The organism is Woeseia sp. D3-10 (assembly GCF_055809415.1).
Genome location: NZ_JBVVTW010000007.1, coordinates 2,475,397 through 2,499,246, shown reverse-complemented (window position 1 = coordinate 2,499,246; position 23,850 = coordinate 2,475,397). Strand labels below are relative to the sequence as shown.

The window sequence follows — 23,850 nt, the reverse complement described above, 5'->3', positions numbered from 1 at the left end:
GCCGGCAACGGCGACATCAAAAATGCTGTCCACAACGCAAACTTCTGCATGGCTCATCTCCGCCGCACCGCAGATATTTTCACTGTGCCAATTCTGTTGCAGTTTCCATGCCAGCGACAGCAGAGGTGATACAGCAGCCCAATCCGCAAAAACTTGCCAGTTGCAGCGGTATATCTTGCAAGGCTGTTGCAAAACTTACGGCCCGCATGTGCCCGAAGGGTACATTGGCCATGCTGGATTGGTTTATGATCGACGGCCCCTGGCGCTGCGGCGTCAGCCATCGCAATTCCGGGAACCAGAATCCAATGTCAGATCCACTCGAAGAGGCATCGCTGCGCTATCACGAGCGCCATCCGGCCGGCAAACTGACCGTCACTCCGACCAAGCCACTTACCAACCAGCTTGACCTTGCGCAGGCCTATTCGCCGGGCGTTGCCTTCCCCTGCGTACGCATCAAGGAAGATCCGGCACTTGCGGCCAGATACACGGCGAGAGGCAATCTGGTCGGCGTCATCACCAACGGCAGCGCCGTACTCGGACTTGGCGCCATTGGCCCGCTGGCGGCGAAACCGGTCATGGAAGGCAAGTCTGTCCTGTTCAAGAAATTTGCCGGCATCGACGCCTTCGATATCGAGGTAGACGAGAACGACCCCGATAAGCTCGTGGAAACCATTTCCCGACTCGAACCCACTTTTGGCGCAATCAATCTCGAAGATATCAAAGCGCCGGAATGTTTTATCGTCGAGGAAAAACTCGATGCCCGCATGAACATCCCGGTTTTCCATGATGACCAGCACGGCACGGCTATCGTTGTCAGCGCCGCCATCAAAAACGGATTGAAAATCGTTGGCAAGAACCTTCAGGACATCAAGGTCGTCTCGACCGGTGGCGGCGCAGCCAGTCTGTCATGCCTCGATCTGTTGGTGAAACAAGGCCTGCCAATGGAAAACATTACCCTGTGCGATCTGCACGGCGTGGTCTACGCGGGTCGCGAAGTCGACATGAACCCGTACAAATCGCGATTCGCACGTGATACCGAGCTGCGCTCACTTGATGAGGCCATCGACGGCGCGGACGTATTCCTCGGCCTGTCAGCGCCGAACGTGCTGAGCGCGGACATGGTCAAGAAAATGGGCGACCGGCCACTGATCCTGGCACTGGCCAACCCAACACCGGAGATCCTGCCGGAAGTGGCGATAGCGGCGCGACCGGACGCCATTATTGCCACGGGCCGCTCCGACTACCCCAATCAGGTCAATAACGTCCTGTGCTTTCCGTTTATTTTTCGCGGTGCCCTCGATGTTGGCGCCACCAAAATCAACGATGAAATGAAAATCGCCTGCGTCGACGCCATAGCCAACCTCGCGCAGCTTGAGTCAACCGACGAAGTGGCGAATGCCTACCAGGGGGAAGAGCTGACCTTCGGCCCGGACTACGTCATACCAAAACCATTCGACCTTCGACTGATGGAAGAAGTGTCGCTGGCCGTAGCGCGGGCCGCCATGGACTCCGGGGTAGCCACCCGACCGATTGCGGATCTGGATGCCTATCGAAATACCTTGCGCAGCTTCAGTCATCGCTCGTTTATGTTTATGCAACCGGTGATCGACGTTGCCAAACGCGATACTGAACGCCTGGTCTACGCAGAAGGTGAGAACGAGGTAGTTCTGCGTGCAATTCAGACCGTGATCGATGAACGAATTGCCTTTCCGGTTGTTATCGGCCGTGCGACCGTCGTCGATGAACGTATCAGCAGACTGGGTTTGCGCATGCGGGCCGGGCACGACTTCGAACTGGTCGATCCTGAAAATGACCCGCGTTACCGCGACTACTGGCAGTTTTACCATTCGCGGGTCAGCCGAAAAGGTGTTTCCGTGTCGGCCGCCAAGACAGTGATGCGCACCAACAGCACCGTTATTGCTGCCTGCATGGTTGCCATGAAACAGGCCGATGCACTGCTGTGCGGAACGATTGGACGCTTCGACCATCACCTGCAGGACATCATAGAAATCATCGGCTCGGAAGCATCGAGCCATAAGGTCTCGTCAATGTCCGTCCTGTTTCTGCCGGACGGTCCGCTGTTTATTTCCGATGCATTTATTTCGGTTGATCCTGGCGTTGAGCAGCTTGTCGCCATGACCCTCGCGAGTGCGGAACGTGTACAAAGCTTCGGAATCAAACCAAAAGTTGCATTGCTCTCACATTCCAACTTCGGCTCATCGGCAGCACCCTCTGCACGCAAGATGCGCGACGCAACGCGCATTATTAAGGAACGGGCTCCAGACCTTGAGGTTGACGGCGAAATGCATGCGTTGACGGCGATGAACGAATCCATACGCAAGACACTGGACCCCAATTCAACACTGACCGAGCGCGCCAACCTGCTGATCATGCCCAATCTCGACACAGCAAATATTGCGATGGAACTGATCCGTTCAATAACTGACGCGTTATTCATCGGCCCAATTCTTTCCGGTACCGCAATGTCGGCACACATAGTGACGCCATCGATGACCGCCAAAGGTATCTTCAATATGAGCGCTATCGCCGTTGCGGACGCGTGGCAGCGCGCACACAACGAATAAGTGTTGACTGGTCTTACGGCTAGCGATCAGATCATCGTTATTGTCGCCGCGTTCGCCACTCGCGCCGGCCTGCCGCATACCAGCGGTCGGCGCGAACCTGGACAGAACTACGTCGCCAATGCCGCGGCCGTTTGACCGGAGAAAACATGACCGATAACAGCGAACAGGCGGCCGGCTTTTGCACCCGGTTTCTAGGCGTATTTCGCTACAGCCACCGTGCGCTGCACCTCGTATGGAGTACTAGCCCGGTCCTTACCGTCGTGCTGGCAATCCTGACGTTGACCGCGGGCATCCTGCCGGCGGCAATTGCCTGGGTGGGTCAGCTAATCGTTGACGGAGTGGTCGCCGCTATGGCGGCTGAGCAGCCAGATACGACCCACGTGCTGCGCTTGCTCGGGGCCGAAGCCTTGCTGGTAATTGGCGTTGCCGCCAGTCAACGCGGCATCTCAGCGAGCCAATCTCTGTTGCGCGCACTGCTCGGACAACGCGTCAACGTGATGATTCTCGAGAAAGCGCTGACCCTGCAGCTCGCGCACTTCGAAGACTCAGAGTTCTACGACAAGCTGACACAAGCCCGACGCGAAGCTTCGAGCCGCCCACTCAGCCTGGTCAACCGGACATTCGGCCTTGTTCAGAACGCTATTACTCTCAGCAGTTATGCCGCGTTGCTGTACAGCTTTTCACCCTGGGCCGTAGTCATTCTGATCGGTGCGGGCTTGCCGTCATTTTTTGCGGAAGCAAAATTTTCAGGCGATGCGTTTCGCCTGTTCCGCTGGCGGTCACCCGAGACCCGGATGCAGATGTATCTGGAAACGGTTATTGCGCGGGAAGACGGTGTCAAGGAGGTCAAACTGTTTCAGCTCGGGCCGCGGCTGTTGCAACGGTACCGGGATATTTTCAACAAGCTGTTTATCGAGGATCGCAAACTGACCTTGCGGCGGGATGGCTGGGGCTTTGTGCTGGGCCTGCTATCCACAGCGGCGTTCTACGGCGCCTACGTGTGGATCGTGGTCGCGACGATCAGCCGCGAAATAACCCTGGGCGCGATGACGATGTACCTGATGCTGTTTCGCCAGGGTCAGTCGGCGGTCAGTGCCAGCCTGACTGCGATCAGCGGCATGTACGAAGACAATCTTTACCTGTCCAATCTCTATGAGTACCTCGCGCAGGAAGTACCCAGTCGCGATGGCGAGGCGGATCAGGGACCAGACCCGTCACGCGGCATAGAATTCCGGCACGTGTCGTTTGCTTACCCGGGCGCGGCAGAGAAAGCGCTGGACGATATCAATCTGCAGATACGTCCTGGTCAGAGCTTGGCATTGGTTGGCGAGAACGGCTCCGGCAAGACCACGCTTATCAAATTACTGACCCGGCTATACGAGCCCACGGCGGGTGAAGTCTTCCTTGACGGACTGTCGCTCAGTGACTGGAACGTCGAGGCGCTGCGTCGTCGGGTCGGCGTCATTTTTCAGGACTTCGGTCGTTACCAGTTTTCGGTGGGTGAAAACATTGGTGCCGGCGACGTGCGCTACATCGATGACGAAGCGCGTTGGGAAGGCGCTGCGAAGACCGGCATGGCCGCACCGTTTATCGAGGACATGCCCGAGGGTTATCACACGCAACTGGGTCGCTGGTTCAAAGGTGGCCGCGAATTGTCAGGCGGTCAATGGCAGAAAATCGCCTTGTCCCGCGCGTTCATGCGCAGCGAGGCCGATATCCTCGTGCTGGACGAGCCCACCGCCGCAATGGATGCAGCATCCGAGGCCGCAGTCTTCGATCACTTCCGGCAATCGAGTCGCGAAAAAATGACGATCCTCATTTCACATCGCTTCTCGACCGTGCGTGCCGCGGACCAGATCATCGTTATGCAGCATGGTCGCATTATTGAACGCGGCAATCACAGTGAGTTGCTAGCCAGGGGAGGACAGTACGCTCATCTGTTCGACCTGCAGGCCAAAGGCTATCAGTAGCCTGTCGGAGGGTTTCGCACCGGTCCCTTGAGCCAGAGAATGCAGCAGCGCCCGCAATGAATACGGAGAGCGCAATTGCACTGTGGAGCCAGCACGACTAGCGAGCCTCAGTAAATGCTGGCCGCCATGATTCCCCCGTCCACAATCAGGTTGTGGCCGGAAACCCAGCGTGCTGCCGGTGACGCCAGGAATAAACACGCATCGGCGACGTCTTCCGGTTGGCCGAGCCGTTGCAGCGGCGCCCGGTCCTGCCAGCGCTCCACACCATCCGGCCATTGCTCTTCGATACTGGGTCGGCCGATCACGCCAGGAGACACGGCGTTCACGCGGATACCAAAGGCACCGAGCTCCTGCGCCGCTGAACGGGTCAGCATCACGACAGCCGCTTTGGCGCTGTTGTAATGACTGTGCTCCGGCCCCGGGCTCGAAGCAGCAATAGACGCAATATTGACGATTGCACCGCCGCCGGCCGTTTTCATGTGCCGCGCCGCCGCCTGCGAACAAAGAAAGGCCGAGTCAAGATTGGAACGCAACATCCCGGACCAATCTTCGTAACTCATATCGAGGAATGCCGCATTCGGGAAGCTGCCGGCATTATTGACGAGCACGTCAATTGCCCCGTAGTCAGTGACGGCTCTTGCCATGAGCTTGCGAACCTCGCCGGCATCACTTAGTTCGGCCGCCATTGTGCTGGCCTCACCACCGTCTTTGCGTATTGTCTGCGCGAGTTGTTCCGCTTCTTCTGCACCACTGCGGTAATGAATCAGCACCCGCGCACCCGCTTCTGCAAAGCGCAAGGCGATGGCCGCGCCAATGCCCTGAGCTGCACCAGTCACAACAACAGACTGACCGCTGAAATCGAGCAGTTCGCTAAATGCGGGTACGTTCATGACGGGGCTCCGAGCGGGGTTGGGTCACTTAAAGTTATGGCCATCAAACCAATTGTTTGTTCTCCCGGGCATTGTAGACTGCTACCGTCGACACGAACCAGTGAATGGAGCCGGTGTCATGAAACTGCACGAAATACTTGGCGACTATCAGAATTTCTATGCTGACGTTGTGCGGCAACTGAATGCTCGCGGCATCAATATTGCTGGCAGCCCGATCAGTCATCTCGCTGTACGCTCACCGTCCATCGCTGAGTACGAGAAAACCCGCGACGCATTGCGCCCGCATTGCGTGTCCGAAGTGGAAGACATTCGAGGCGGTCGCCCGGTCAACAAGCTGCTGCTCGCGGAGCCGTTGAGACTGGACGACGAAGCCCGTGTCTCGCTGATAGAGCTGATACCAACACTGTCCGACGACAAGTACCCGATGGGTCTGGAACACATCGGATTCGTCCTTGGCTATGCTTATGACACCTTCGCGGAACGGCACCGGAATGCGCTGAGTGGATTGAAAGAACACGGTGCGTTCAGCCGGCCATGGTTCGTGACTTTTGCCGACGGCACCAGCGCCAAATTCTTCCGCTACTCACTGAAAGACGTCATTGAACTGGAAGGCGGACGCTTCGAACCTTACGAGTCTGCCGCTGCCTGAGCGCCGCTGAGCTACTTTCGCGCACGTACCCATGATCTCGAGACACTCCCGCTCGGTGACGGCATCCCGATTGCACTCCTGATCCACGACAACGCCCACTAACCGTCGAACCCTGCCCTGACCCTCGCTTTCTCTGGTACCCCGTACTGTCAAAGATTGTGACAATACCCGTCCGTTGCAAAAAGTCCCGGCACAATTTGCTCAGCAAATGACTGCCGGAACCACTATGAAAACCTCCACACTAATTATTCTGCTCGGCCTGTTACTGCCAGCGATAACCACCGCCCAATCTGACGAAACCGGCCCAGCTGTGGCCAAGGCCGAGCAACAACTCGCCGAAGCCGCTGCTGCGGAGTACCGAAGACTGCAGCAGGATGCAGCCTTGGCAGCGCCGCCGCGAGAAACCGACAAGAACACCGATGCCCGGTCCGGCGTGCAAAACCATGGCCGCCGACTAAGCACGCTCCGGGCCCGACTGCAGGAAGCGGAACAACACCGAATCCGAATTCGCTACCAACAGGCACGCCTGGCATTGATCGCGAAAACCGACGCGTCGGGCGCAGCGGCTGGGAACCCTTCCACACAAACGATGAGCGCCAGTACCGGCAAGTAAGCCGGCCTTCTGCCGGGCAATAGCGTTACGCGCGGCCGCACATGGTTTACCATCGACAGCAACGAAAGCTCGGTTGAGATCTCCCGGCTTGCCTGCCAATTCGCCACCAGCGACATTGCCGGGACACCGGCGCGGGTCATTGCCGAGCCGGGCATGCCGGCACTGCGTACGCACATACCGGGCAGCTCACAACAAAAATAAGCAGCGCTGAATTGCCCAGGTGGTGACCGCATGTCGAGCAGCAAATTTCGCTACCCCACGGTCACCGCCGTGGTCATCGCCAATATGGTTGGCACGGGCGTCTTCACCAGTCTCGGCTTTCAGTTGCTCGAATTGCGCTCCGGCTTTGTGCTCCTGGCGCTGTGGGCAATCGGCGGTCTGGCCGCAGTTTGTGGCGCCATGACCTACGCCGAACTCGGTGCCGCGTTGCCTCGCTCTGGTGGCGAGTACAATTTTTTGTCGCGCATCTATCACCCGGCGGCCGGGTTCGTTTCCGGCTGGGTATCGGCAACTATCGGCTTCGCCGCGCCGACCGCGCTGGCGGCCATTACCTTTGCCGCCTACGCAACGTCCGCGCTGCTGGACGAACCGAACGAGTGGCTGCAGAAGGGCCTCGCCTCAGGACTCGTCATTCTATTGACCTTTGTCCACGCCGGCAGCCGGCGCGGTAGCGGCGGCCTGCAATGGCTGTTCACTGTTCTGAAAGTGTTGGTCATCGTCGTGTTCTGCGTGGCAGCCGTGTCCATCGCGCCCGCCGTGCAACCCGTCAACTTCCTGCCAGCCAGCGGTGACGGCGCGCTGATGCTGAGCGGCGCGTTTGCCGTTTCGCTGATCTACGTCAGCTACGCGTACACCGGCTGGAATGCCGCCACCTATCTCAGCAGCGAACTCGAAAACCCGCAGCGCACGCTGCCGTGGATACTGATGGGCGGCACACTGGTCGTGACTGTGCTCTACGTCGCGCTGAATTACACGTTTCTTGCTGTTGCGCCGATGGAAAGCATGACCGGCAAAGTGGAAGTTGGCTATATCGCCGCCGATGCCGCGTTTGGCGACATTGCCGGCCGATTCACGGGAGTAGTACTCGCGCTGTTGCTGGTATCAACTGTCAGCGCAATGACAATTGCCGGACCGCGAGTGTTGCAAGTGATCGGCGAAGATTTTCGCGGCTTGTCCTTGCTCGCAAAGACGAATAAAGACGGCATTCCATCGAACGCAATCTACTTACAGGCGCTACTGACGCTGGCGTTCATCCTTACCTCAACGTTTGAATCGATACTCGTATTCGCAGGCTTCACGCTCGCACTGAACAGTTTCGCAACCGTGCTCGGCGTGTTTGTACTGCGAATTCGCCAACCCGATCTGCCGCGACCGTTTCGTACCTTCGCCTACCCACTGCCACCAATTATTTATCTAATGCTCACGGCCTGGACACTGACCTTTGTGCTATTGAACAAACCGCACGAGGGCCTGTTCGGTCTTGCCGTTATTGCCAGCGGCTTGCTGTTTTATGTGTTGTCTGCGCGGCACGGTCGTACTGCCGTGTCGGAAGCCCCCGACCAGACGAAACGGTAAGGCAGACTGGCGTCTTCGCCCGCGTAATCGACCCCGATACGAGGACCTGCCAGGATCTGCGAAGTCGGTACCTTTACGCCCGCGTCCTCTATCCATACATCCGGGCCCTGCAGCGAAACGCCTGACAATGTCGTCGTAATTCCCAGTGCCTGCGCGACAGTGCCGGGCCCCGGCATCAACTTCGGTCCGGCATCGCCTCGACCACGCCGCTGCTGCAAAGTTCTCAGACCCGTCCAGGGCAGCGCTGCACGGATTAATACCGCGTGCGGAATTCCCGCCGCATTCGTTACCACATTGAAGAGATGATGGATGCCATAGCAAAGGTACACGTAGGCGATACCACCCTCGCCGTACATGATCTCGGTACGCGCCGTGCGCCGGCCGCCATATGCATGACTCGCACGATCACTAATACCTGCGTAGGCTTCGGTTTCGGTGATCATGACTTTAGACTCGACACCATCGAACCTGGTACAGAGCAACTTGCCAAGCAGTTCACGACTGATCATGAGCACGTCTTGTCGACAATAGAAACGCGACGCTAATTTCATTCGGGCCTTCGCCAGCTTGCAGAGCTGGGGTATTGTAAGGGCATACTCGCTCCTCGGCCCGCAAAGAAGAAACTAATCACACATGATCAACAGAATTCGAACCGTCTGGTTGCTCGCAAGCATTGTATTGCTCACCGTTGCCTGCTCAACCACCGCAACACATTCGACACCTGCCAAGCACTGCAGCAACGCAAGGCTGCATGTTGACGCCTACTTCGCAGGCGGCAATTTCTACCAATGTGCATTCGATGCCACCGGCGATATCCGCGTGGACATACGCCCGGAAGACGAGCGGATCAATCCCAGTCCGTGGTACGCATTCCGACTGAGTCGGACCGAGCCAGGCCCGGTCAATATCACTCTGGATTTTGCCGATGACCGTGCCCGTTACTGGCCGAAAGTGAGTTACGACGGCCACCATTGGCAAGCGTTGCCAACTTCCGCCGTCAGTATTGCCGACGATCAGCACACGATGACCCTGACCGTACCCGCTGATCGCCCGATCACCTGGATCGCGGCGCAGGAATTGCTCACGGCCGAATGGTATCAGCAGTGGTTCCGCGAGCTTGGTACACACCCCGGCGTAAAAATCGAACTTCTGGGCAGCAGCGCTCTCGGCCGCCCTTTGCACCTGGCGATGACGCCTGAGCGACCCGAATTCGTTGTCCTGCTCGGCCGCCAGCATCCGCCGGAAATTACCGGGGCATTGGCAATGCGGCCGTTTGTACAAACACTGATGGCGGACACCGATCTGGCAAACACTTTCCGCGATCGCTTTCAGCTAGCCATCGCACCATTTATGAACCCGGACGGTGTCGCACTGGGCCACTGGCGACACAACATCAACGGCGTGGATCTGAACAGGGACTGGGGCGCCTTCACACAGCCAGAGACCGCGAGTTTTTCGGCCAGATTGCAGGAAATGATCGCAACCGGCGGTCGACCCGCCTTCATGCTGGACTTTCATTCTACTAACCGCAGCCTGTTTTACACGCAGTTGGCTGGAGACTTCCCGGGGCAAAGTGATTTCGCGACGGCCTGGCTGGCCCGTGCGCGGACGCGGCTGCCGAATTACGAGTTCAGCCACGAGGCGCGCGCACGCTCCACTCAGGGCAATACCAAGAACTGGTACTTCAGCACCTACGGTATTCCCGCGATTACTTATGAAGTCGGCGATGAAGTTGCACGCGACGACATCGCGCGCAGCTCGGTCATTTTCGCTGAGGAATTCATGCGCCTGATGCTGGCACTACCGGCACCTTACTGAAGCAGTGCGGGTGCCAGGTAGAGCGCGGTCAGCGTCACCACGACGATACCGATCAGGTTCAGGAATACACCGGCCTTCACCATCTGCGGAATGCTGATCGATCCGGTTGCGAACACGATGGCATTCGGCGGCGTCGCAACCGGCAACATGAAGGCGCAACTGGCAGCGATCGTGATCGGTACAGTCAGCATGATCGGTGGCAGACCGGCCTGAACAGCGATGGCGCCGACGACCGGCAGCAGAGTGGCCGTGGTTGCAAGATTACTGGTCAATTCGGTCAGAAAGATCACCAGCGCAACAGCCGCCAGAATCAGCATGGCGGTGCCCAATGCATTCAGCGGTGACAGGCTTTCGCCCAACCACAAGGCCAGACCCGAACTGGAAACAGCCGCCGCCAGACTCAAACCGCCGCCAAACAGTATCAGGACACCCCATGGCAAGCGGGCCGCATCGTGCCATGTCATCAACTGCGGCTGCGCCTTGTTACCGCTGGGTATCATGAACAGCAGGACAGCCGCGGTCATGACGATGCCGGTATCCGACACGCCAGTAAGGCCCAGCCAGTCCATCAGCGGCCGGCGCAACATCCAGCACGTTACGACAGCGCCAAATATCACAGCGACGCGCTTTTCCGCGGTGCTCATAGCCCCCAGTTCCGCGCGCAGCTTGTGCAGGTGCTCCTGAACGGCCCGGCTTGCCGGAATATTCACGGGATACAGGTAGCGAGTCAGTGCGAGCCATGCCAATGGCAACATAACGAAGCTGACCGGGATGCCCACTGCCATCCAGCGGGCGAAGCTGATTTCGATGCCGTAGTTCGATGCGAGATAAGCTGCCAGCAATGCATTGGGCGGGGTACCGATCAGCGTTGCCAGCCCGCCGATACTCGCGGAATAGGCAAGACCAAGCAGCATCGCAATCTGAAAATCATCGCGCTGCTTATCGCTAAGGCCTTTGACGTTGTCACGAATGACGCCCACGACGGACAGCACGATCGGCAGTAACATCATGGTAGTCGAGGTGTTTGTCATCCACATGCTAAGCAAGGCACACACAAGCATGAAGCCGCCGACCAGTCGTTTGCCATCGGTGCCAGTCCGGTCCAGCACAGCTAACGCTATGCGTCGGTGCAGATTCCAGCGTTCAAGCGCGAGCGCCATCATGAACCCGCCAAGAAACAGGTAGATGGTCGGATTGGCGTACGGTGCCGCAGCATCGCGAACACTGGAGATTGCCAACGGCTCAAATACCACGATCGGGAGAAAGGCGGTGACTGCCACCGGGATCGCTTCCGTCGCCCACCAAACCGCCATCCAGATACCCACAGCGGCGACGCGCCAGGCCAGCGGGTCCATGACGTCCTGCCATCCTTCTGTTACCAGCATCAGCGCAAAGACCACAGGGCCAAGTACACGGCCAACGATCTGGTGAGTATCGAGCGAGCGACTGGCCGTCGAATCGGTATGCTTAGCGGTAGTAGTCAATTAGCAAATTCCGTAGTGGCAAATAGGCGGCGTACGAACCCGAATGCCGCAGCTGCAATTTACAGCCACTTTACCGCATGTCTCGCTGCGACGGCCGGCGGACAAGGGATGCCGCCAGCTCGTTTGGGCAGGCCGGCTTCGTACCAGCAATACGGTAATCAGGCGGCGTTGGCCCGGGGCAGAATATCGTCGAGGGCATTGAGCAGCGTGTCGATTTCAGCCACGCTGTTGTAATGCACCGGGCCTATGCGCACAGCACCGCCGGTTTCATAGATACCCAACACGCGCGCTGCTTCAACGGCATAGTTGTGACCGCTCCACACGAAAATACCGCGTTGCGCCAATTGTTCGGCAATAACGGCCGATTCGGTGCCTGCGGCCACGAACGAGACGGTCGGGACCCGACGGTCCATCGCGCTGTCGTCGCTGATGCCAAGCACGCGAACGCCCGGCAATTGCCGCAAGCCACGGATCAAATGGCTCGCCAGACCGCGTTCGTAGTCGAACAGGTAATCGAGAGCAGCATGCACTGAACGGCAGCGCCCCTGATAACGTTTGTTGGATGCCATAAAATTCTTGGCCATCGACTCGCCAATCCAGGCGAAGTAGTCAACAGCAGCGGCCGTCCCGGCCATGCCCTCGTGGCTCTGCGTACCCGTCTCAAAGCACCCCGGTATCCCGGCGGGAGCCGGCCTGACTTTGTAGGGCACAAGTGACTCGAGCACTTCGCGGCGACCCCACAGCACACCCTGATGCGGCCCGAAGAATTTGTATGCCGAGCAGGCCAGGAAATCACAACCCAGGTCCTGCACATCAACGGCTACATGCGGTACCAGCTGCACGGCATCAATGAACGACCATGCTCCAGCGTCGCGGGCCTTCTGACTGATCGTCTTGATGTCGTTGATCGTGCCAATCAGGTTACTGGCGCCGCCGACGCAAACCAGCCGGGTTCGTTCGCTGAGCAATTTATCGAACTCTGCCAGATCGAATTCGAACGTTTCGGTATTGAATGGCATCCATTTGACGACGAGCTCGAGATCCTCGGCGAGCAACAGCCATGGAGCGACGTTCGCATCGTGATCCATACGCGACAGGATGATTTCATCGCCTGCTTTCAGTTGCCGCCCGATCGAGCGCGACATGTGCAGAGTCAGCGTGGTCATGTTCTGCCCGAAAACAATCTCATCCGGCGACGCAGCGTTCAGCAGGTCCGCCATCGCCTGATGCGCGCTGTCTACAACAGCGTCAGCGCGCTGTGATGTTTCGAAAAAGCCGCCCAGATTGGCGTTCGACTCAATCAGGCACTCGCTGATGCGATCAATGACGATCTGCGGGACCTGTGTGCCGGCTGGGTTATCGAAGTAAATTCGTTGCCGGCCGTTGTCAGAAATTTCGAGGGCTGGAAACTGGGATCGTATCGCGCTCAGCTTATAGGGCATTTCAGGTCCTGCTTGTGCTCAGATTATGGCGGCAGCGACCGGGCGGTCGGCCGTACTTATTCCTGGACGTTTCCGCCCCACTTCTCTCGATGCGCGTCTTCCGCACTCTTGCGGACGCCCGAATGCCGGTTACTCAACAACAATGAGTTCGGGTCGCACACCTGGGCACGGATAACCCCGAGATCGTTGGCCGCATCAAAAAGACTCGGGTACCAGCGTTCCCAATTGGGTAACAGCTCTTCAACCTGTTCACGGAGGTTCATCGGGGCAATGTATACGACGGGCAGGGTCGATTCAACGACGCCTGCGCCATTCTGTGAAGGGACATGCGCCAGCCCTTTGATCACGTTGAGCGGCGGACCGGAGGAGCCGAGTGTTGCTGCCTAATCTTCGAGCAGGCTGAAGATCAGCGCGCCACCGACCAGCAAGGGCACGACCAGCACCATCGTGCCGGTCAGGGCAGTGATCATATCGGCTACCGTACCCAGGTCTGCGGACAGCCCGTGCAAACGAACCGACCACTCATCGAGTATCGCCATTACTGGCCGCGCCGCGAATACCCCGCCTGTCAGCAATGCCAGCGGCAACAGCAAGCGCCGCAACCTGTGCTTGCGCCTGATGCGTTTAATTACACGCCCGCTGAAGCCGTCATCCGGGACCGTTGCGTGCGCAAACAACTCACGCAATCTGCGGTCTTCGTCGTCCATACGGTAGTCACCCAAGTTTATGATTGTCGATGTCAAAGTCATGCCTGATTTTCTGTTTGCTGCGGTGAATGACCGATTTGACCGTACCAACCGGCAAGTCCACGGCCTTGCTGATTTCACTGTGTGACATGCCACAACTGTAGGCAAGAATCATGATGGCTCGCTCGTCAGTCGTCAGCACGGCCAGAAAGCGATCAAGATCGGTCACCTCGTCCTGTGCCGGCGAAGTGTGCGTGGCTGCCGGCTCCTGCGCTGCCAGCTCCACCACTTGCCGGTAGCGGTCGGAACGTCGTCTGGATTGCAAAAACGTCGTCCAAGCAATGCGCATCAACCAACCGGCAAAAGAGCCATCGCCTCGAAAACCATCAAGTTTTTCAAACGCATGTATCAACGCGTCTTGCGCCAGGTCGTCGGCAAGCGCTGGTTCACGGCACAGTCGCAACAGGAACAAGCGGAGCTGCGACTGGTGTCGCCTGATCAGTTCGCCAAAACAATCCGTATCGCCGTTGACCCTGGAGCGCGCAATGAGCTCCAGTTCATCGGCATGCGCCAGTTGATGCGGGGCAATCTTCAGCTTGAGCCCTCACCTTTACCTAACTTCCACATGGCCAGATAGGCCAGACTGACAAAGAACGGGAACATGGCTATGGCGAGCAACTCCCCGTCCACGCCCTCGTCCAACAGGTAACCGAACGCGGCAGTGGCAAGGGCCAACGCCATGGCAATCAGCGCTCGGCGCAGGTCACTGTTACCGGACCTTTTCGGTTCGCCCAGGCTCTCCAGCAATTCGGGGCTCAACTCTTGCCCCTTTTCAAGCACGACACGCGCGGTTTTCTGTATTTCAGCACGCGTCCGATGCTTGAAATAGAACGCCATTGTGATGACCACACCAATCATTATGAACATCACGACAGGAATAAATTCTTCACTCATTTTCGACTCCGCTTTTGACACCCAGGTGCCAGACAATTTACAGATGACTCTCGCCGATGTTTTGGATGCACGTTGCGGTGCAATTCCCGGAAATGCCCGGTAAGCTTTTTTTCTTTTAGAATCAGTCTCTTGTACCCTGCCCTCTGAATCTGACGAAGACCGGAGCAGCGCAATTAAACCCCGAATGGCCCGATGACGCGTTTAAAGGGCCATGCAGACACTGCCCACACCAGACCCACGCTACTACCAGATCGCGGTACTCACCGTACTCGTGGCCGCTGGCGTATTCATGCTCGATTTCGGCATACCCTGGGCACATGCCGTGATCATTTTCATAGCTGCCCAGGCAACGCAATACACTGCAGGACGCCTGGCTGGCGTGCCGATATTCGACCCGCGCAGCGCCATGGTCACAACGCTGTCGCTGACATTGCTGTTGCGCACAGACCTGCCCAGCGTCGCTGGGCTGGCAGCAGTTGCCGCTATCGGCAGCAAGTTTGTCCTGCGTTACAACGGCAAGCACATTTTTAATCCGGCGAACTTTGCGATCGTCGGCTTCATGCTACTTACTGATCACGCCTGGATATCAACCGGGCAGTGGGGCAATGCCACCATCGCAGCATTCGCTCTGGCGTGCCTGGGCTTTCTGGTACTGACTCGCGCACGACGCGCAGAAACTACCCTGTCTTTCCTCGGCGCCTATGCCGCCCTCCTGACAGGGCGCGCATTGTGGCTCGGCGACCCGCTCAGCATACCGCTGCATCATCTGCAAAACGGCGCATTGCTTATTTTCGCGTTCTTCATGATCTCGGACCCAAAGACCACGCCGAACTCCGCCAGTGGCCGTTGTTTGTACGGCGCGCTGGTCGCATTGATCGCACACACAATCCAGTTTGTTTACTACCAACCCTACGGGCCGATGCTGGCGTTGTTTTTTGCCGCGCCGATAGTCCCGCTCATCGATGCCGTCCTGCACGGACAACAGTACCGCTGGTTCGAAGCGACCACGAGACCGTTGCCTGAAACCTATTTCGAAGGAGAAAAACAATGCGAATAACCATACTTGCCGCCTGTGCGCTGGCGACCGTGGCCATCAGTACGACCGCCGAGGCGTTCTGCGGCTTCTATGTCGCGCGCGCCGATACCACTCTTTACAACGAAGCCTCCCAGGTTGTTTTGGTTCGCGATGGCAATCGAACAGTCATCACGATGGCCAATGACTTTCAAGGCGATACACAGGACTTCGCTGTAGTGATACCAGTACCCACCTTTATTGAACGGGAACAAATCAACGTAGCCGACGGCAACCTGATCGCGCATCTTGATGCTTACACCGCACCTCGTCTGGTCGAATACCACGACCCCGACCCCTGTGAGCGCCGCTATATGCGCGACGACATGGTGTTGGAATCGAGAGCTTCGGCGGGCCTGATGCAACTGAAAAAAAGCGCGAACGCGGAAGGGGTCACGATCGAGGCTCAGTACACAGTCGGCGAGTATGACATCCTGATTCTGTCTGCCGAAGAAAGCGGCGGACTCGTTAGCTGGCTCAAAGAAAACGACTATCGCCTGCCAGCCGGCGCGGAACCGGTTATCAACAGCTACCTGAAGCAAGACATGCGCTTCTTCGTTGCAAGAGTGAATCTCGAGGAACAAAGCAAACTCGGTTACGCGAAGCTGCGGCCTATCCAGGTCGCATACGAGAGCAATCGATTCATGCTGCCTATTCGACTTGGAACCGTTAACGCCAAGGATGAACAGGAGCTGTTTGTCTACGCCCTGACACGGACGGGAAGAGTGGAAACTACCAACTACCGGACAGTGCGTCTGCCGAGCAACAATGAAATACCGGAATACGTCCAGACGGAATTCAGTGACTTCTACCGCGCCATGTTCCAGACCCAAACTGAAAAAGAAAACGGCCGCGCGGTGTTTCTGGAATACGCGTGGGATATGGCCTGGTGTGATCCTTGCGCCGCGAATCCACTGAATGCCTCGCAGTTACGCAACCTCGGCGTGTTTTGGGTTAACGATGGCAACCAGCCTGCACGTCAACAGAAGATCGCAGGGCCCGCACAAAACGTGTTTGTCACTCGCCTGCACGTCCGTTACGACGGCGAGCGCTTTCCTGAAGACCTGATGTTTCATGAAACCGGCGATCGCGGCAACTTTCAGGGTCGCTACGTAATTCGCCATCCGTTCAAGGGCGATATCAGCTGCGACGGGGGCAGCTACCAAACCGCCGTACGCGAACGCCAGGAGCAGGAAGCGAAGACTCTCGCCAGCCTCACCGGCTGGGATCTCGAGGATATACGTGCACGTATTCCGTTCTTTGACGGCGGCGTCACGCCGGATGCCCTGCCCTGGTGGAAAAAACTCTGGAACTGAGCGTCTGTTACACCAGCGTCAAGCGGTCACTTGCAAGGCAGCGGTGACCGCGATACCCGGACGGCAGCAGTGCCGGCCGGGTATCGCACTGGTCATCAAGCGATTTCCTTATCCCTCGCGCCACTGCGATAAAGCAGCCAGCCAACCGCAGCGAGCACTGCAAGCCCTACCCATTGCCCGAAATGCCAGCCTTCAGACAATGCCAGAATATCGGCGCGCTCACTCAGCACGATGGGTATTGCGATGGCGATGCCCATCAAGGCTTCACCGGTAATCAGGCCGGCTGAAAACAAAGTCCCGGGACGATGCACGCGGTCCCTCTCATCGCTTTCGCCTTTGACGTTGTGCTTGCGTTCGACGAGGTAGGACAAGAATCCGCCGAGGAATATCGGCACCATCAATTCCAGAGGTAAATAAATACCGATAGCGGCGGCCAGTACCGGCACGCGAAAACCGGACCGGCGAGCTTTGAGCCATTCATCGAGTGCGATCGTAATTGCACCTACGCCGGCACCAATTGCGATCATTGCCCACGGCAACTCGCCGCCGAACATGCCCTTGGCAACCGATGCCATCAGCGTAGCCTGTGGCGCCGCCAGCGAGTTGGGGAATTCGGCCGTCGGCGCGCCTATGCCGTAGGCCGCCGATAACAGATTCAGCATCGGCGCCATGATCAACGCACAGGAGAACGCGCCGATCGCGAGCATCAACTGCTGTTTCCACGGCGTTGCGCCCACCAGGTAACCGGCTTTCAGGTCCTGCAGATTGTCGCCACCGACGGCGGCAGCACAACAAACGACCGCGCCGATCATGATGGCCGCAACTGCGCCGATCGGGGATTCCTTACCCAGCAGGAACACAAGTACGAGAGACGCAAACAGGATTGTCGCGATCGTTATTCCGGACACGGGGTTGTTGGACGAGCCAACAAGCCCGGCAAGGTAACCGGAAACCGAAACGAACAGGAAGCCCGCGACGATCATGATGATGGTCATCGGAATGCTGACACTCCATTGCCCGACTATCGCCTGGTAAAGAAGAGCCAGCGGTATGACGAACATCACCAGTGCGACCAGCATCCATTTCATCGGCAGGTCCCGCTCGGTCTCTGCGATCACCTTACCCGTGCCCTTGCGCGCGGCGGCGAAACCGCTCTTGATCCCTGAAGCCAACGACTTGCGGAGTGCAAACAACGTCCAGACACCGCCAATCAGCATCGCACCGACGCCAAGATAACGAATTTTTGCGTTCCAGATAGCGAACGCCGTATCGGCCGCGCCTGCGCCCAGCGTCTGTGCCGCCAGGGCTGGATCCGTGTCCATGAAGAACGCGTTGAAAATCGGAATCGCGATATGCCAGGAGATAATTGAACCCGATAACACGACGATGCCAACGTTAAGCCCAACGATGTAACCAACACCCAGCAATGCCGGTGACAGGCCGGTACCTACATAAGCAAGTACCTTGCCATTGCCCAGATAACCGGCAATGGCCCAGCTGTCGGGGATCATGCGCATGCCGCTCGCGGCCGATGCTTTGACCAAAGCGCCGAGTACACTGGAAATCGCCAGCAATTTCAGTCCGGGGCCGGGGTTGTCACCCGCCTTCAACACCTCGGCAGCGGCCTTGCCTTCCGGGAACGGCAGTGGATCTTCAACGATCATCGTGCGGCGCAATGGCACCGAAAACAGCACGCCCAGCAACCCACCAAGACCGGCAATCACCAGCACCCAGGAATATTTGAAGTCATCCCAGTAGCCGAGGATAACCAGTGCCGGAATGGTAAAGATAACGCCCGCGGCAATCGATGAGCCGGCCGATGCGCCGGTCTGCACTATGTTGTTTTCGAGAATGGTGCCGCCGCCCAGCAGGCGCAACACACCCATGGAAACAACCGCAGCCGGAATGGCTGTGGCCACCGTCAAGCCTGCGAACAGGCCGAGATACGCATTAGCCGCAGCAAGGATCATGGCGAGGATTATCGCCAGGATGACCGCACGCGGTGTGAGTTGCGCCATGCCGGGATTGTTCATTGATGCATCCCCCTTGTTGTTGTTCTTTTTGTGCAGGTTCGCTGCCGCGGTTTTTGCTGGCCAGCGCGTCAGCTAACTAAATATCCAGGGATCGGCATCAGGCAAGACGCTCGAGTCAGCTATTCCGTGCCTTCCATGCCGCCAGCAATTCGGCCTCCCGTTCAGTGCTAAAGCCGGCCCGCATTGTAGCGGTGCGGTCCGCCGGCAAGGTTTTCCACCAGCTAATGGTGTCACGTGCCGTTTCGCGGTTAGGCCGGTTCTTAAGCCCTTTCGCGTAAGCCCGTGTGCCACTGACCTTCGCTGCAAAAGCGAGGTCAGGCGTCGGTGCTACCCAGATCGGCAGTTCGCGGTCACCAGCATCGTGGGCAGACAGAAATTCGTAGTCCAGCCAGACAGGGTTGGTTTCAGCGGCTGTCACGGCCAGGGAGTCGGCCAGCAAATCGCCCATCGTCAGGCTGCCCGGCGGCGTGACGGTATTGTAGGTACCAACCGTTCTCTGCTCAGCAACATCAATCGTGAAGTTGGCAAGGTCGCGAACATCGATCATTTGAATCTCGTCCGCCGGAGTTCCGGGCCAGAGCATGTCACCGCCTTGCAACGTGCGCACGGGCCAATAGCTATAGCGGTCTGTACGGTCTCCGGGGCCACAGATATAGGTCGGCCTGAATACAGCGACACGATCCGCGCCAAACTCCGATCGGGCGCGCTTTTCGCACAACGCCTTTAACGGACCGTAGTTACCGTTGGTGACTTCTTCAACGCTTTCGTCGTCAATAGTCGCCAGCGGCGCGTCTTCGTCCATTGGTGCCGCAAAGTTTGCATAAGCCGAAATACTTGAAATATAGATGTAGTGCGACGCAGCGGTTGCCAGAAGTCGTGCAGAATCCGCGACGTGGCGAGGCACATAACCGGAGTTATCGATGACAACATCCCAGCGATGTCCGTTCAGTACCGCGAGTCCTCCATCGCGGTCGCCCACGTAGGTTGTCAGGTCCGGAAACAAATCGTTGTTGGTACGGCCACGATTAAACAACTCCACGGTGTGGCCGCGGCGCAGCGCTTCGCTGACCATGTGCGGTCCGATAAAGCCGGTACCGCCGAGCACGAGGATGCGCAGCGCAGCAGTCTGATCGGCGGCATGCCCGGCATCGTGATGTGCATTGGCGGTCAGCGCAGAGCTTGCCGCGGCTGCGCCACCCAGCAAACCAAGCTGCATCAATTGCCGTCTTTGCTTGTCCATCGGCTCCCCTGCTTTATAGGTCCAGCGACCATCCCTGTGACACGACTATGCATCCAGGGTTCCACCGCGGCTGACCATTAACGAGCAAACGCTACTGTGCCAGAATCAATCAAAGACCGCGATACGGGAGAAAACCATGGCAGCAAACAATCAGCCTATTCGGACGGCGTATGAGGTCAGTGCGCACACCGGATCCAGCTATCCTGAGCCGTTTCGCGACGCCGTTACCAAACGCGCGAAACGAGCACTCGGAACGCTCTTCGAACTGGATGCGTTTGGCGTCAATCTTGTTGAGCTCCCGCCCGGCACGTGCTCGTCACAACGCCACTGGCATAGCCACGAAGACGAATTCGTCTACGTGCTCGACGGCGAGATCACTCTGGTTACCGATTGTGGTGAGACTGTTATGCAGCGCGGTGATTGCGCCGGGTTCAAAGCCGGGATTACCGATGGGCATCAACTTCGCAACGACAGCGAGGCAATGGCAAGTTACATGGAAGTCGGCAGCCGGCACAGCAATGACGAGGTCTTTTACCCTGACATCGACCTCGAACTACGCAGAACCAACAATGGCAACCGCGAGTTCCGTCGCCGCAACGGCGAGGCCTGGTAATTTCTCGCGATTTTGAAGCGTAATACGCGGCGCCTAGCGGTAGCTGTTCATGACCTTGGCGAGGGTCGATTTGCCTGGACTCAGCTCGGCGTACGGCAACTTGGCCAACGGCCGCTTCACACTGCCCGATAAGTCGTGCATGTCGCCTGCTTCCTGATCGATGTAGAGCAAACCGGTAACAATTTCGCCGGCACGCACACTGCTGCGCAGGTAGGAAAACGCCGCCTCCCGGCTGGTTGGGTCATAGGCCTTGTCTACCTTGCGGAATACGATCTTGCTGCCGTCGTGCATTTCCACTGGCATGGCTGCGCCCTCTTCATAGGCAGCCACAATTTCCTGCTTCGGCGGCACGAAATCCGCTTCGATGACATGGTGGTAGAACTCGCGCGTGTGCGCGTAGCTCTTGGTTGAACCTTGATGATCGTTGAAGGTTACGCACGGGCTGATGATATCGAGCAAGGCGAAGCCCTTGTGCGTTATAGCCCCCTTGATCAACGGTACCAGCTGTTTCTTATCACCTGAAAAACCGCGCGCGATGTAAGTGGCACCGAGCCCGATCGCAGTACTAACGGGATCTATCGGCATTTGCCGGTTGGCCGGGCCTTTCTTTGCCGTACTACCAACATCAGCAGAAGCGGAATACTGACCTTTGGTCAGACCGTAGACGCCATTGTTCTCGATGATGTAACACATGTTCAGGTTGCGGCGTATGACGTGCGCAAACTGGCCCATGCCGATGGACAGGGAATCGCCGTCGCCCGACACCCCGATATACGTCAACTCATTGTTTGCCGCATTGGCGCCCGTGGTAACTGACGGCATTCTGCCGTGCACGGAGTTAAATCCATGTGACTGGCTGACGAAATAGGCCGGTGTTTTTGACGAGCAACCAATGCCGCTCATCTTGCCAAGCATATGCGGTTCGATACTCAGCTCGAATACCGCTTGAATCAGTGCCGCAGTAATTGAATCGTGACCACAGCCCGCGCACAACGTTGATACGGCACCTTCGTAATCGCGCTCGGTCAGGCCTAGCGCGTTGCGTGGCGATTTCGGGTGGGAGATTTTCGGTTTCGCAATATAGCTCATGCTGGTATCCCGCCAATCAGGCCGCTTGGCCTTTGGCATGCTGTTTCAATACTTCATCCACAACAAACTGCGCGTGCATCGGCATGCCGCTGTAGTGCAACAACGGCTTGAGCTTCGCCGGGTTAATTTCCAGGTCCAGAATCAACAAGGAACGTAATTGTGCATCCCTATTCTGTTCGACAACGTAAACCCGGTCATGTTGCGCAATAAAATCCCGAACTGAATCGCTGAAGGGAAACGCTTTGATTCGGCAAACGTTCAAGCCGATGTTGGATTCCTTCAACCGATCTAACGCTTCTTTGACAGCACCATCGCAACTGCCAATGGTGACTATCGCTTCTTTGTTCATCTTGGAATAGGCGATCTCGGGTTCCGGCACGAGCGTGCGCGCCGTTTCCCATTTGACCAGCAAGCGATCGACCACTTCCTGATATTCAGCACAATCTTCCGTATAGCCGCCGAACTTGTTGTGCCCGGAGCCACGCGTAAAGAAGGAACCTTTGGGATGCTCGCCAGGCAGCGTTCGGTAAGTGATGCCGTCACCGTCGCTGTCGAGATAGCGGTAGAATTTTTCCATGCCTTCCAGCTGCTCGGCCGTCAGGACCTTGCCGCGGTCTGGCGTGTAAGAATCGTCCCACTCGAAATCCGGGCACATCCAGTCATTCATGCCGATATCCAGATCGGACAGCACCATCACAGGGGTTTGCAGGCGATCGGCAAGATCAAAGGCCGTCGTCGACATGTAGAAGCATTCCTGCGGATTAGCCGGGAACAGGAGTACGTGTTTCGTATCGCCGTGCGATGCGTACGCGCAGGCCATCAGATCGCATTGCTGGGTACGCGTCGGCATCCCCGTCGATGGTCCGGTACGCTGGACATCGAAAATGACGGCAGGCACTTCAGCGTAATAAGCAAAGCCAATGAACTCATTCATGAGCGAAATGCCAGGACCGCTGGTCGGGGTGAACGCGCGTGCGCCGTTCCAGCTTGCACCCAGTACAACACCAATCGCGGCGAGCTCGTCTTCCGCCTGCACGATGCAAAATTTCTTGCCGCCGGACTCTTCTTCTATTCGGAATTTCTTGCAAAACGCCTTGAAAGCATCCATTAGCGAGGTTGACGGCGTAATCGGGTACCAGGCACCAACGGTTGCGCCCGCATACACACAGCCCAGACCGGCGGCCGTGTTGCCGTCGATCATGATATGCCCCTTGGTCTTATCCATCCGCTGGACGGTTTTCGACAATGGACAGCTGAAATGCTCCATCGCGTAGTCGTAACCAAGCTGAATGGCTTTCAGGTTGGAATCGACCAGCTTCTTCTTGCTCGCAAACGTCTCGTTCAGCAGTTCAGTGATGACGTCCAGATCAAGATCGAGCAGTGCGGCAAGCGCACCGACATAGGCAATGTTCTTCAGCAGAATACGCGAGCGCGCACCGTCAAAGTTTTCATTGCACATTTTTGAAAGCGGGATACCCAGCACGTGAATATCTTCACGATTAAGCTGCCGGTTGCGAGGCCACGTCGAGTCATAGATCAGCCAGCCGCCAGAGGCAACCTCGGCCATGTCCTTCGCATAGGTTTGCGCATTCATGGCGACCATCACGTCCACCCGATCGGCACGCGCCTGGTAACCGTCTCCGGTGACCCGCACCTCGTACCAGGTAGGCAAACCCTGAATATTGGACGGAAAATAGTTTTTGCCGACGACCGGTACGCCCATACGAAAAATCGCTTTCATGAGCAGACCGTTGGCGCTGGCGGAACCGGTGCCATTTACGGTGGCAACCTTGATTACTACATCATTAACTGTGGACACGA

Annotated in this window: 22 protein-coding genes; 10 read left to right on the top strand and 12 right to left on the bottom strand. The window is 57.5% G+C overall.

What is annotated here, in order from left to right; translation table 11 throughout:
* Nucleotides 1–305: 305 nt before the first annotated feature.
* From AC0L8N_RS11500 to AC0L8N_RS11490, 3 genes are read left to right on the top strand one after another with little or no spacing between them, the layout of a single operon-like run.
* Entirely contained in the window at nucleotides 306–2,585 is a 2,280-nt protein-coding gene (locus AC0L8N_RS11500; protein ID WP_473667795.1) for an NADP-dependent malic enzyme, read from the top strand.
* Nucleotides 2,586–2,588: 3 nt separating this feature from the next.
* Nucleotides 2,589–2,720 (top strand): hypothetical protein, encoded by a 132-nt coding sequence (locus tag AC0L8N_RS11495; protein ID WP_473667794.1) that lies wholly within the window; start codon nucleotides 2,589–2,591, stop codon nucleotides 2,718–2,720.
* An 11-nt stretch (nucleotides 2,721–2,731) separates the two neighbouring features.
* Nucleotides 2,732–4,555: an ABC transporter ATP-binding protein gene (locus AC0L8N_RS11490; RefSeq protein WP_473667793.1), complete on the top strand. Its 1,824-nt coding sequence runs from the start codon at nucleotides 2,732–2,734 to the stop codon at nucleotides 4,553–4,555.
* A 107-nt stretch (nucleotides 4,556–4,662) separates the two neighbouring features.
* On the opposite strand, the gene AC0L8N_RS11485 is transcribed toward AC0L8N_RS11490, so the two are convergent.
* On the bottom strand, nucleotides 4,663–5,445 hold the full coding sequence (locus AC0L8N_RS11485; RefSeq protein WP_473667792.1) for an SDR family NAD(P)-dependent oxidoreductase: 783 nt from the start codon (nucleotides 5,443–5,445) through the stop codon (nucleotides 4,663–4,665).
* Between the two features lie 118 nt (nucleotides 5,446–5,563).
* Between AC0L8N_RS11485 and AC0L8N_RS11480 the strand changes: the two genes are divergently transcribed.
* The 3 genes from AC0L8N_RS11480 (at nucleotide 5,564) to AC0L8N_RS11470 (ending at nucleotide 8,282) form a co-directional block, all read left to right on the top strand.
* On the top strand, nucleotides 5,564–6,094 hold the full coding sequence (locus tag AC0L8N_RS11480) for a VOC family protein (protein ID WP_473667791.1): 531 nt from the start codon (nucleotides 5,564–5,566) through the stop codon (nucleotides 6,092–6,094).
* A 226-nt stretch (nucleotides 6,095–6,320) separates the two neighbouring features.
* Nucleotides 6,321–6,707, top strand: a complete 387-nt coding sequence (locus AC0L8N_RS11475) for a hypothetical protein (RefSeq protein WP_473667790.1) — start codon at nucleotides 6,321–6,323, stop codon at nucleotides 6,705–6,707.
* Nucleotides 6,708–6,938: 231 nt separating this feature from the next.
* Entirely contained in the window at nucleotides 6,939–8,282 is a 1,344-nt protein-coding gene (locus AC0L8N_RS11470) for an APC family permease (protein ID WP_473667789.1), read from the top strand.
* Here AC0L8N_RS11470 and AC0L8N_RS11465 read toward each other — a convergent pair.
* Complete coding sequence (locus tag AC0L8N_RS11465) at nucleotides 8,216–8,833, bottom strand: DNA-3-methyladenine glycosylase (protein WP_473667788.1); 618 nt, start codon at nucleotides 8,831–8,833, stop codon at nucleotides 8,216–8,218. The two genes, AC0L8N_RS11470 and AC0L8N_RS11465, sit on opposite strands and share 67 nt — an antisense overlap.
* Before the next feature lie 82 nt (nucleotides 8,834–8,915).
* Between AC0L8N_RS11465 and AC0L8N_RS11460 the strand changes: the two genes are divergently transcribed.
* Entirely contained in the window at nucleotides 8,916–10,100 is a 1,185-nt protein-coding gene (locus AC0L8N_RS11460; RefSeq protein WP_473667787.1) for a M14 family metallopeptidase, read from the top strand.
* On the opposite strand, the gene AC0L8N_RS11455 is transcribed toward AC0L8N_RS11460, so the two are convergent.
* From AC0L8N_RS11455 to AC0L8N_RS11430, 6 genes are all read right to left on the bottom strand, one after another.
* Nucleotides 10,094–11,584 (bottom strand): SLC13 family permease, encoded by a 1,491-nt coding sequence (locus tag AC0L8N_RS11455; RefSeq protein WP_473667786.1) that lies wholly within the window; start codon nucleotides 11,582–11,584, stop codon nucleotides 10,094–10,096. The two genes, AC0L8N_RS11460 and AC0L8N_RS11455, sit on opposite strands and share 7 nt — an antisense overlap.
* Before the next feature lie 158 nt (nucleotides 11,585–11,742).
* On the bottom strand, nucleotides 11,743–13,026 hold the full coding sequence (locus AC0L8N_RS11450; protein ID WP_473667785.1) for a cysteine desulfurase-like protein: 1,284 nt from the start codon (nucleotides 13,024–13,026) through the stop codon (nucleotides 11,743–11,745).
* 56 nt (nucleotides 13,027–13,082) lie between these two features.
* Nucleotides 13,083–13,373 carry a hypothetical protein gene (locus AC0L8N_RS11445; RefSeq protein ID WP_473667784.1) on the bottom strand — a complete coding sequence of 97 codons (291 nt, stop codon included), beginning with the start codon at nucleotides 13,371–13,373 and terminating at the stop codon, nucleotides 13,083–13,085.
* Between the two features lie 36 nt (nucleotides 13,374–13,409).
* A complete protein-coding gene (locus AC0L8N_RS11440) occupies nucleotides 13,410–13,733 on the bottom strand; it encodes a hypothetical protein (protein WP_473667783.1) in 324 nt (107 codons plus the stop codon).
* 7 nt (nucleotides 13,734–13,740) lie between these two features.
* Nucleotides 13,741–14,214, bottom strand: a complete 474-nt coding sequence (locus AC0L8N_RS11435; RefSeq protein WP_473670131.1) for an RNA polymerase sigma factor — start codon at nucleotides 14,212–14,214, stop codon at nucleotides 13,741–13,743.
* 89 nt (nucleotides 14,215–14,303) lie between these two features.
* On the bottom strand, nucleotides 14,304–14,666 hold the full coding sequence (locus AC0L8N_RS11430) for a DUF6249 domain-containing protein (protein WP_473667782.1): 363 nt from the start codon (nucleotides 14,664–14,666) through the stop codon (nucleotides 14,304–14,306).
* A 211-nt stretch (nucleotides 14,667–14,877) separates the two neighbouring features.
* Here AC0L8N_RS11430 and AC0L8N_RS11425 point away from each other — a divergent pair, with 211 nt between their 5' ends.
* Both AC0L8N_RS11425 and AC0L8N_RS11420 read left to right on the top strand, forming a co-directional pair.
* Complete coding sequence (locus tag AC0L8N_RS11425; protein ID WP_473667781.1) at nucleotides 14,878–15,723, top strand: RnfABCDGE type electron transport complex subunit D; 846 nt, start codon at nucleotides 14,878–14,880, stop codon at nucleotides 15,721–15,723.
* Nucleotides 15,714–17,054: a DUF2330 domain-containing protein gene (locus AC0L8N_RS11420; RefSeq protein ID WP_473667780.1), complete on the top strand. Its 1,341-nt coding sequence runs from the start codon at nucleotides 15,714–15,716 to the stop codon at nucleotides 17,052–17,054. Before AC0L8N_RS11425 ends, AC0L8N_RS11420 begins: the two co-directional genes overlap by 10 nt.
* 95 nt (nucleotides 17,055–17,149) lie before the next feature.
* On the opposite strand, the gene AC0L8N_RS11415 is transcribed toward AC0L8N_RS11420, so the two are convergent.
* Together AC0L8N_RS11415 and AC0L8N_RS11410 are read right to left on the bottom strand one after the other, a co-directional pair.
* Nucleotides 17,150–19,087: an OPT family oligopeptide transporter gene (locus tag AC0L8N_RS11415; RefSeq protein WP_473667779.1), complete on the bottom strand. Its 1,938-nt coding sequence runs from the start codon at nucleotides 19,085–19,087 to the stop codon at nucleotides 17,150–17,152.
* 115 nt (nucleotides 19,088–19,202) lie between these two features.
* Nucleotides 19,203–20,327, bottom strand: a complete 1,125-nt coding sequence (locus AC0L8N_RS11410; RefSeq protein WP_473667778.1) for an NAD-dependent epimerase/dehydratase family protein — start codon at nucleotides 20,325–20,327, stop codon at nucleotides 19,203–19,205.
* 136 nt (nucleotides 20,328–20,463) lie between these two features.
* Between AC0L8N_RS11410 and AC0L8N_RS11405 the strand changes: the two genes are divergently transcribed.
* Nucleotides 20,464–20,940 (top strand): cupin domain-containing protein, encoded by a 477-nt coding sequence (locus AC0L8N_RS11405; RefSeq protein WP_473667777.1) that lies wholly within the window; start codon nucleotides 20,464–20,466, stop codon nucleotides 20,938–20,940.
* A gap of 33 nt (nucleotides 20,941–20,973) precedes the next feature.
* Here the strand turns inward: AC0L8N_RS11405 and AC0L8N_RS11400 are convergent, their stop codons facing one another.
* Complete coding sequence (locus tag AC0L8N_RS11400; RefSeq protein ID WP_473670129.1) at nucleotides 20,974–22,029, bottom strand: 2-oxoacid:ferredoxin oxidoreductase subunit beta; 1,056 nt, start codon at nucleotides 22,027–22,029, stop codon at nucleotides 20,974–20,976.
* 16 nt (nucleotides 22,030–22,045) lie between these two features.
* Nucleotides 22,046–23,848, bottom strand: a complete 1,803-nt coding sequence (locus tag AC0L8N_RS11395; protein ID WP_473667776.1) for a 2-oxoacid:acceptor oxidoreductase subunit alpha — start codon at nucleotides 23,846–23,848, stop codon at nucleotides 22,046–22,048.
* Nucleotides 23,849–23,850: the final 2 nt, after the last annotated feature.

Excerpts from the sequence above, each read along its gene's own strand:
- AC0L8N_RS11405 (WP_473667777.1), top strand. The coding sequence starts at position 20,464 with ATGGCAGCAAACAATCAGCCTATTCGGACGGCGTATGAGGTCAGTGCG.
- AC0L8N_RS11410 (WP_473667778.1), bottom strand. The coding sequence starts at position 20,327 with ATGGACAAGCAAAGACGGCAATTGATGCAGCTTGGTTTGCTGGGTGGC.
- AC0L8N_RS11440 (WP_473667783.1), bottom strand. The coding sequence starts at position 13,733 with ATGGACGACGAAGACCGCAGATTGCGTGAGTTGTTTGCGCACGCAACG.
- AC0L8N_RS11460 (WP_473667787.1), top strand. The coding sequence starts at position 8,916 with ATGATCAACAGAATTCGAACCGTCTGGTTGCTCGCAAGCATTGTATTG.
- AC0L8N_RS11425 (WP_473667781.1), top strand. The coding sequence starts at position 14,878 with ATGCAGACACTGCCCACACCAGACCCACGCTACTACCAGATCGCGGTA.
- AC0L8N_RS11450 (WP_473667785.1), bottom strand. The coding sequence starts at position 13,026 with ATGCCCTATAAGCTGAGCGCGATACGATCCCAGTTTCCAGCCCTCGAA.
- AC0L8N_RS11480 (WP_473667791.1), top strand. The coding sequence starts at position 5,564 with ATGAAACTGCACGAAATACTTGGCGACTATCAGAATTTCTATGCTGAC.
- AC0L8N_RS11415 (WP_473667779.1), bottom strand. The coding sequence starts at position 19,087 with ATGAACAATCCCGGCATGGCGCAACTCACACCGCGTGCGGTCATCCTG.
- AC0L8N_RS11475 (WP_473667790.1), top strand. The coding sequence starts at position 6,321 with ATGAAAACCTCCACACTAATTATTCTGCTCGGCCTGTTACTGCCAGCG.
- AC0L8N_RS11500 (WP_473667795.1), top strand. The coding sequence starts at position 306 with ATGTCAGATCCACTCGAAGAGGCATCGCTGCGCTATCACGAGCGCCAT.
- AC0L8N_RS11490 (WP_473667793.1), top strand. The coding sequence starts at position 2,732 with ATGACCGATAACAGCGAACAGGCGGCCGGCTTTTGCACCCGGTTTCTA.
- AC0L8N_RS11470 (WP_473667789.1), top strand. The coding sequence starts at position 6,939 with ATGTCGAGCAGCAAATTTCGCTACCCCACGGTCACCGCCGTGGTCATC.
- AC0L8N_RS11430 (WP_473667782.1), bottom strand. The coding sequence starts at position 14,666 with ATGAGTGAAGAATTTATTCCTGTCGTGATGTTCATAATGATTGGTGTG.
- AC0L8N_RS11485 (WP_473667792.1), bottom strand. The coding sequence starts at position 5,445 with ATGAACGTACCCGCATTTAGCGAACTGCTCGATTTCAGCGGTCAGTCT.
- AC0L8N_RS11420 (WP_473667780.1), top strand. The coding sequence starts at position 15,714 with ATGCGAATAACCATACTTGCCGCCTGTGCGCTGGCGACCGTGGCCATC.
- AC0L8N_RS11400 (WP_473670129.1), bottom strand. The coding sequence starts at position 22,029 with ATGAGCTATATTGCGAAACCGAAAATCTCCCACCCGAAATCGCCACGC.
- AC0L8N_RS11465 (WP_473667788.1), bottom strand. The coding sequence starts at position 8,833 with ATGAAATTAGCGTCGCGTTTCTATTGTCGACAAGACGTGCTCATGATC.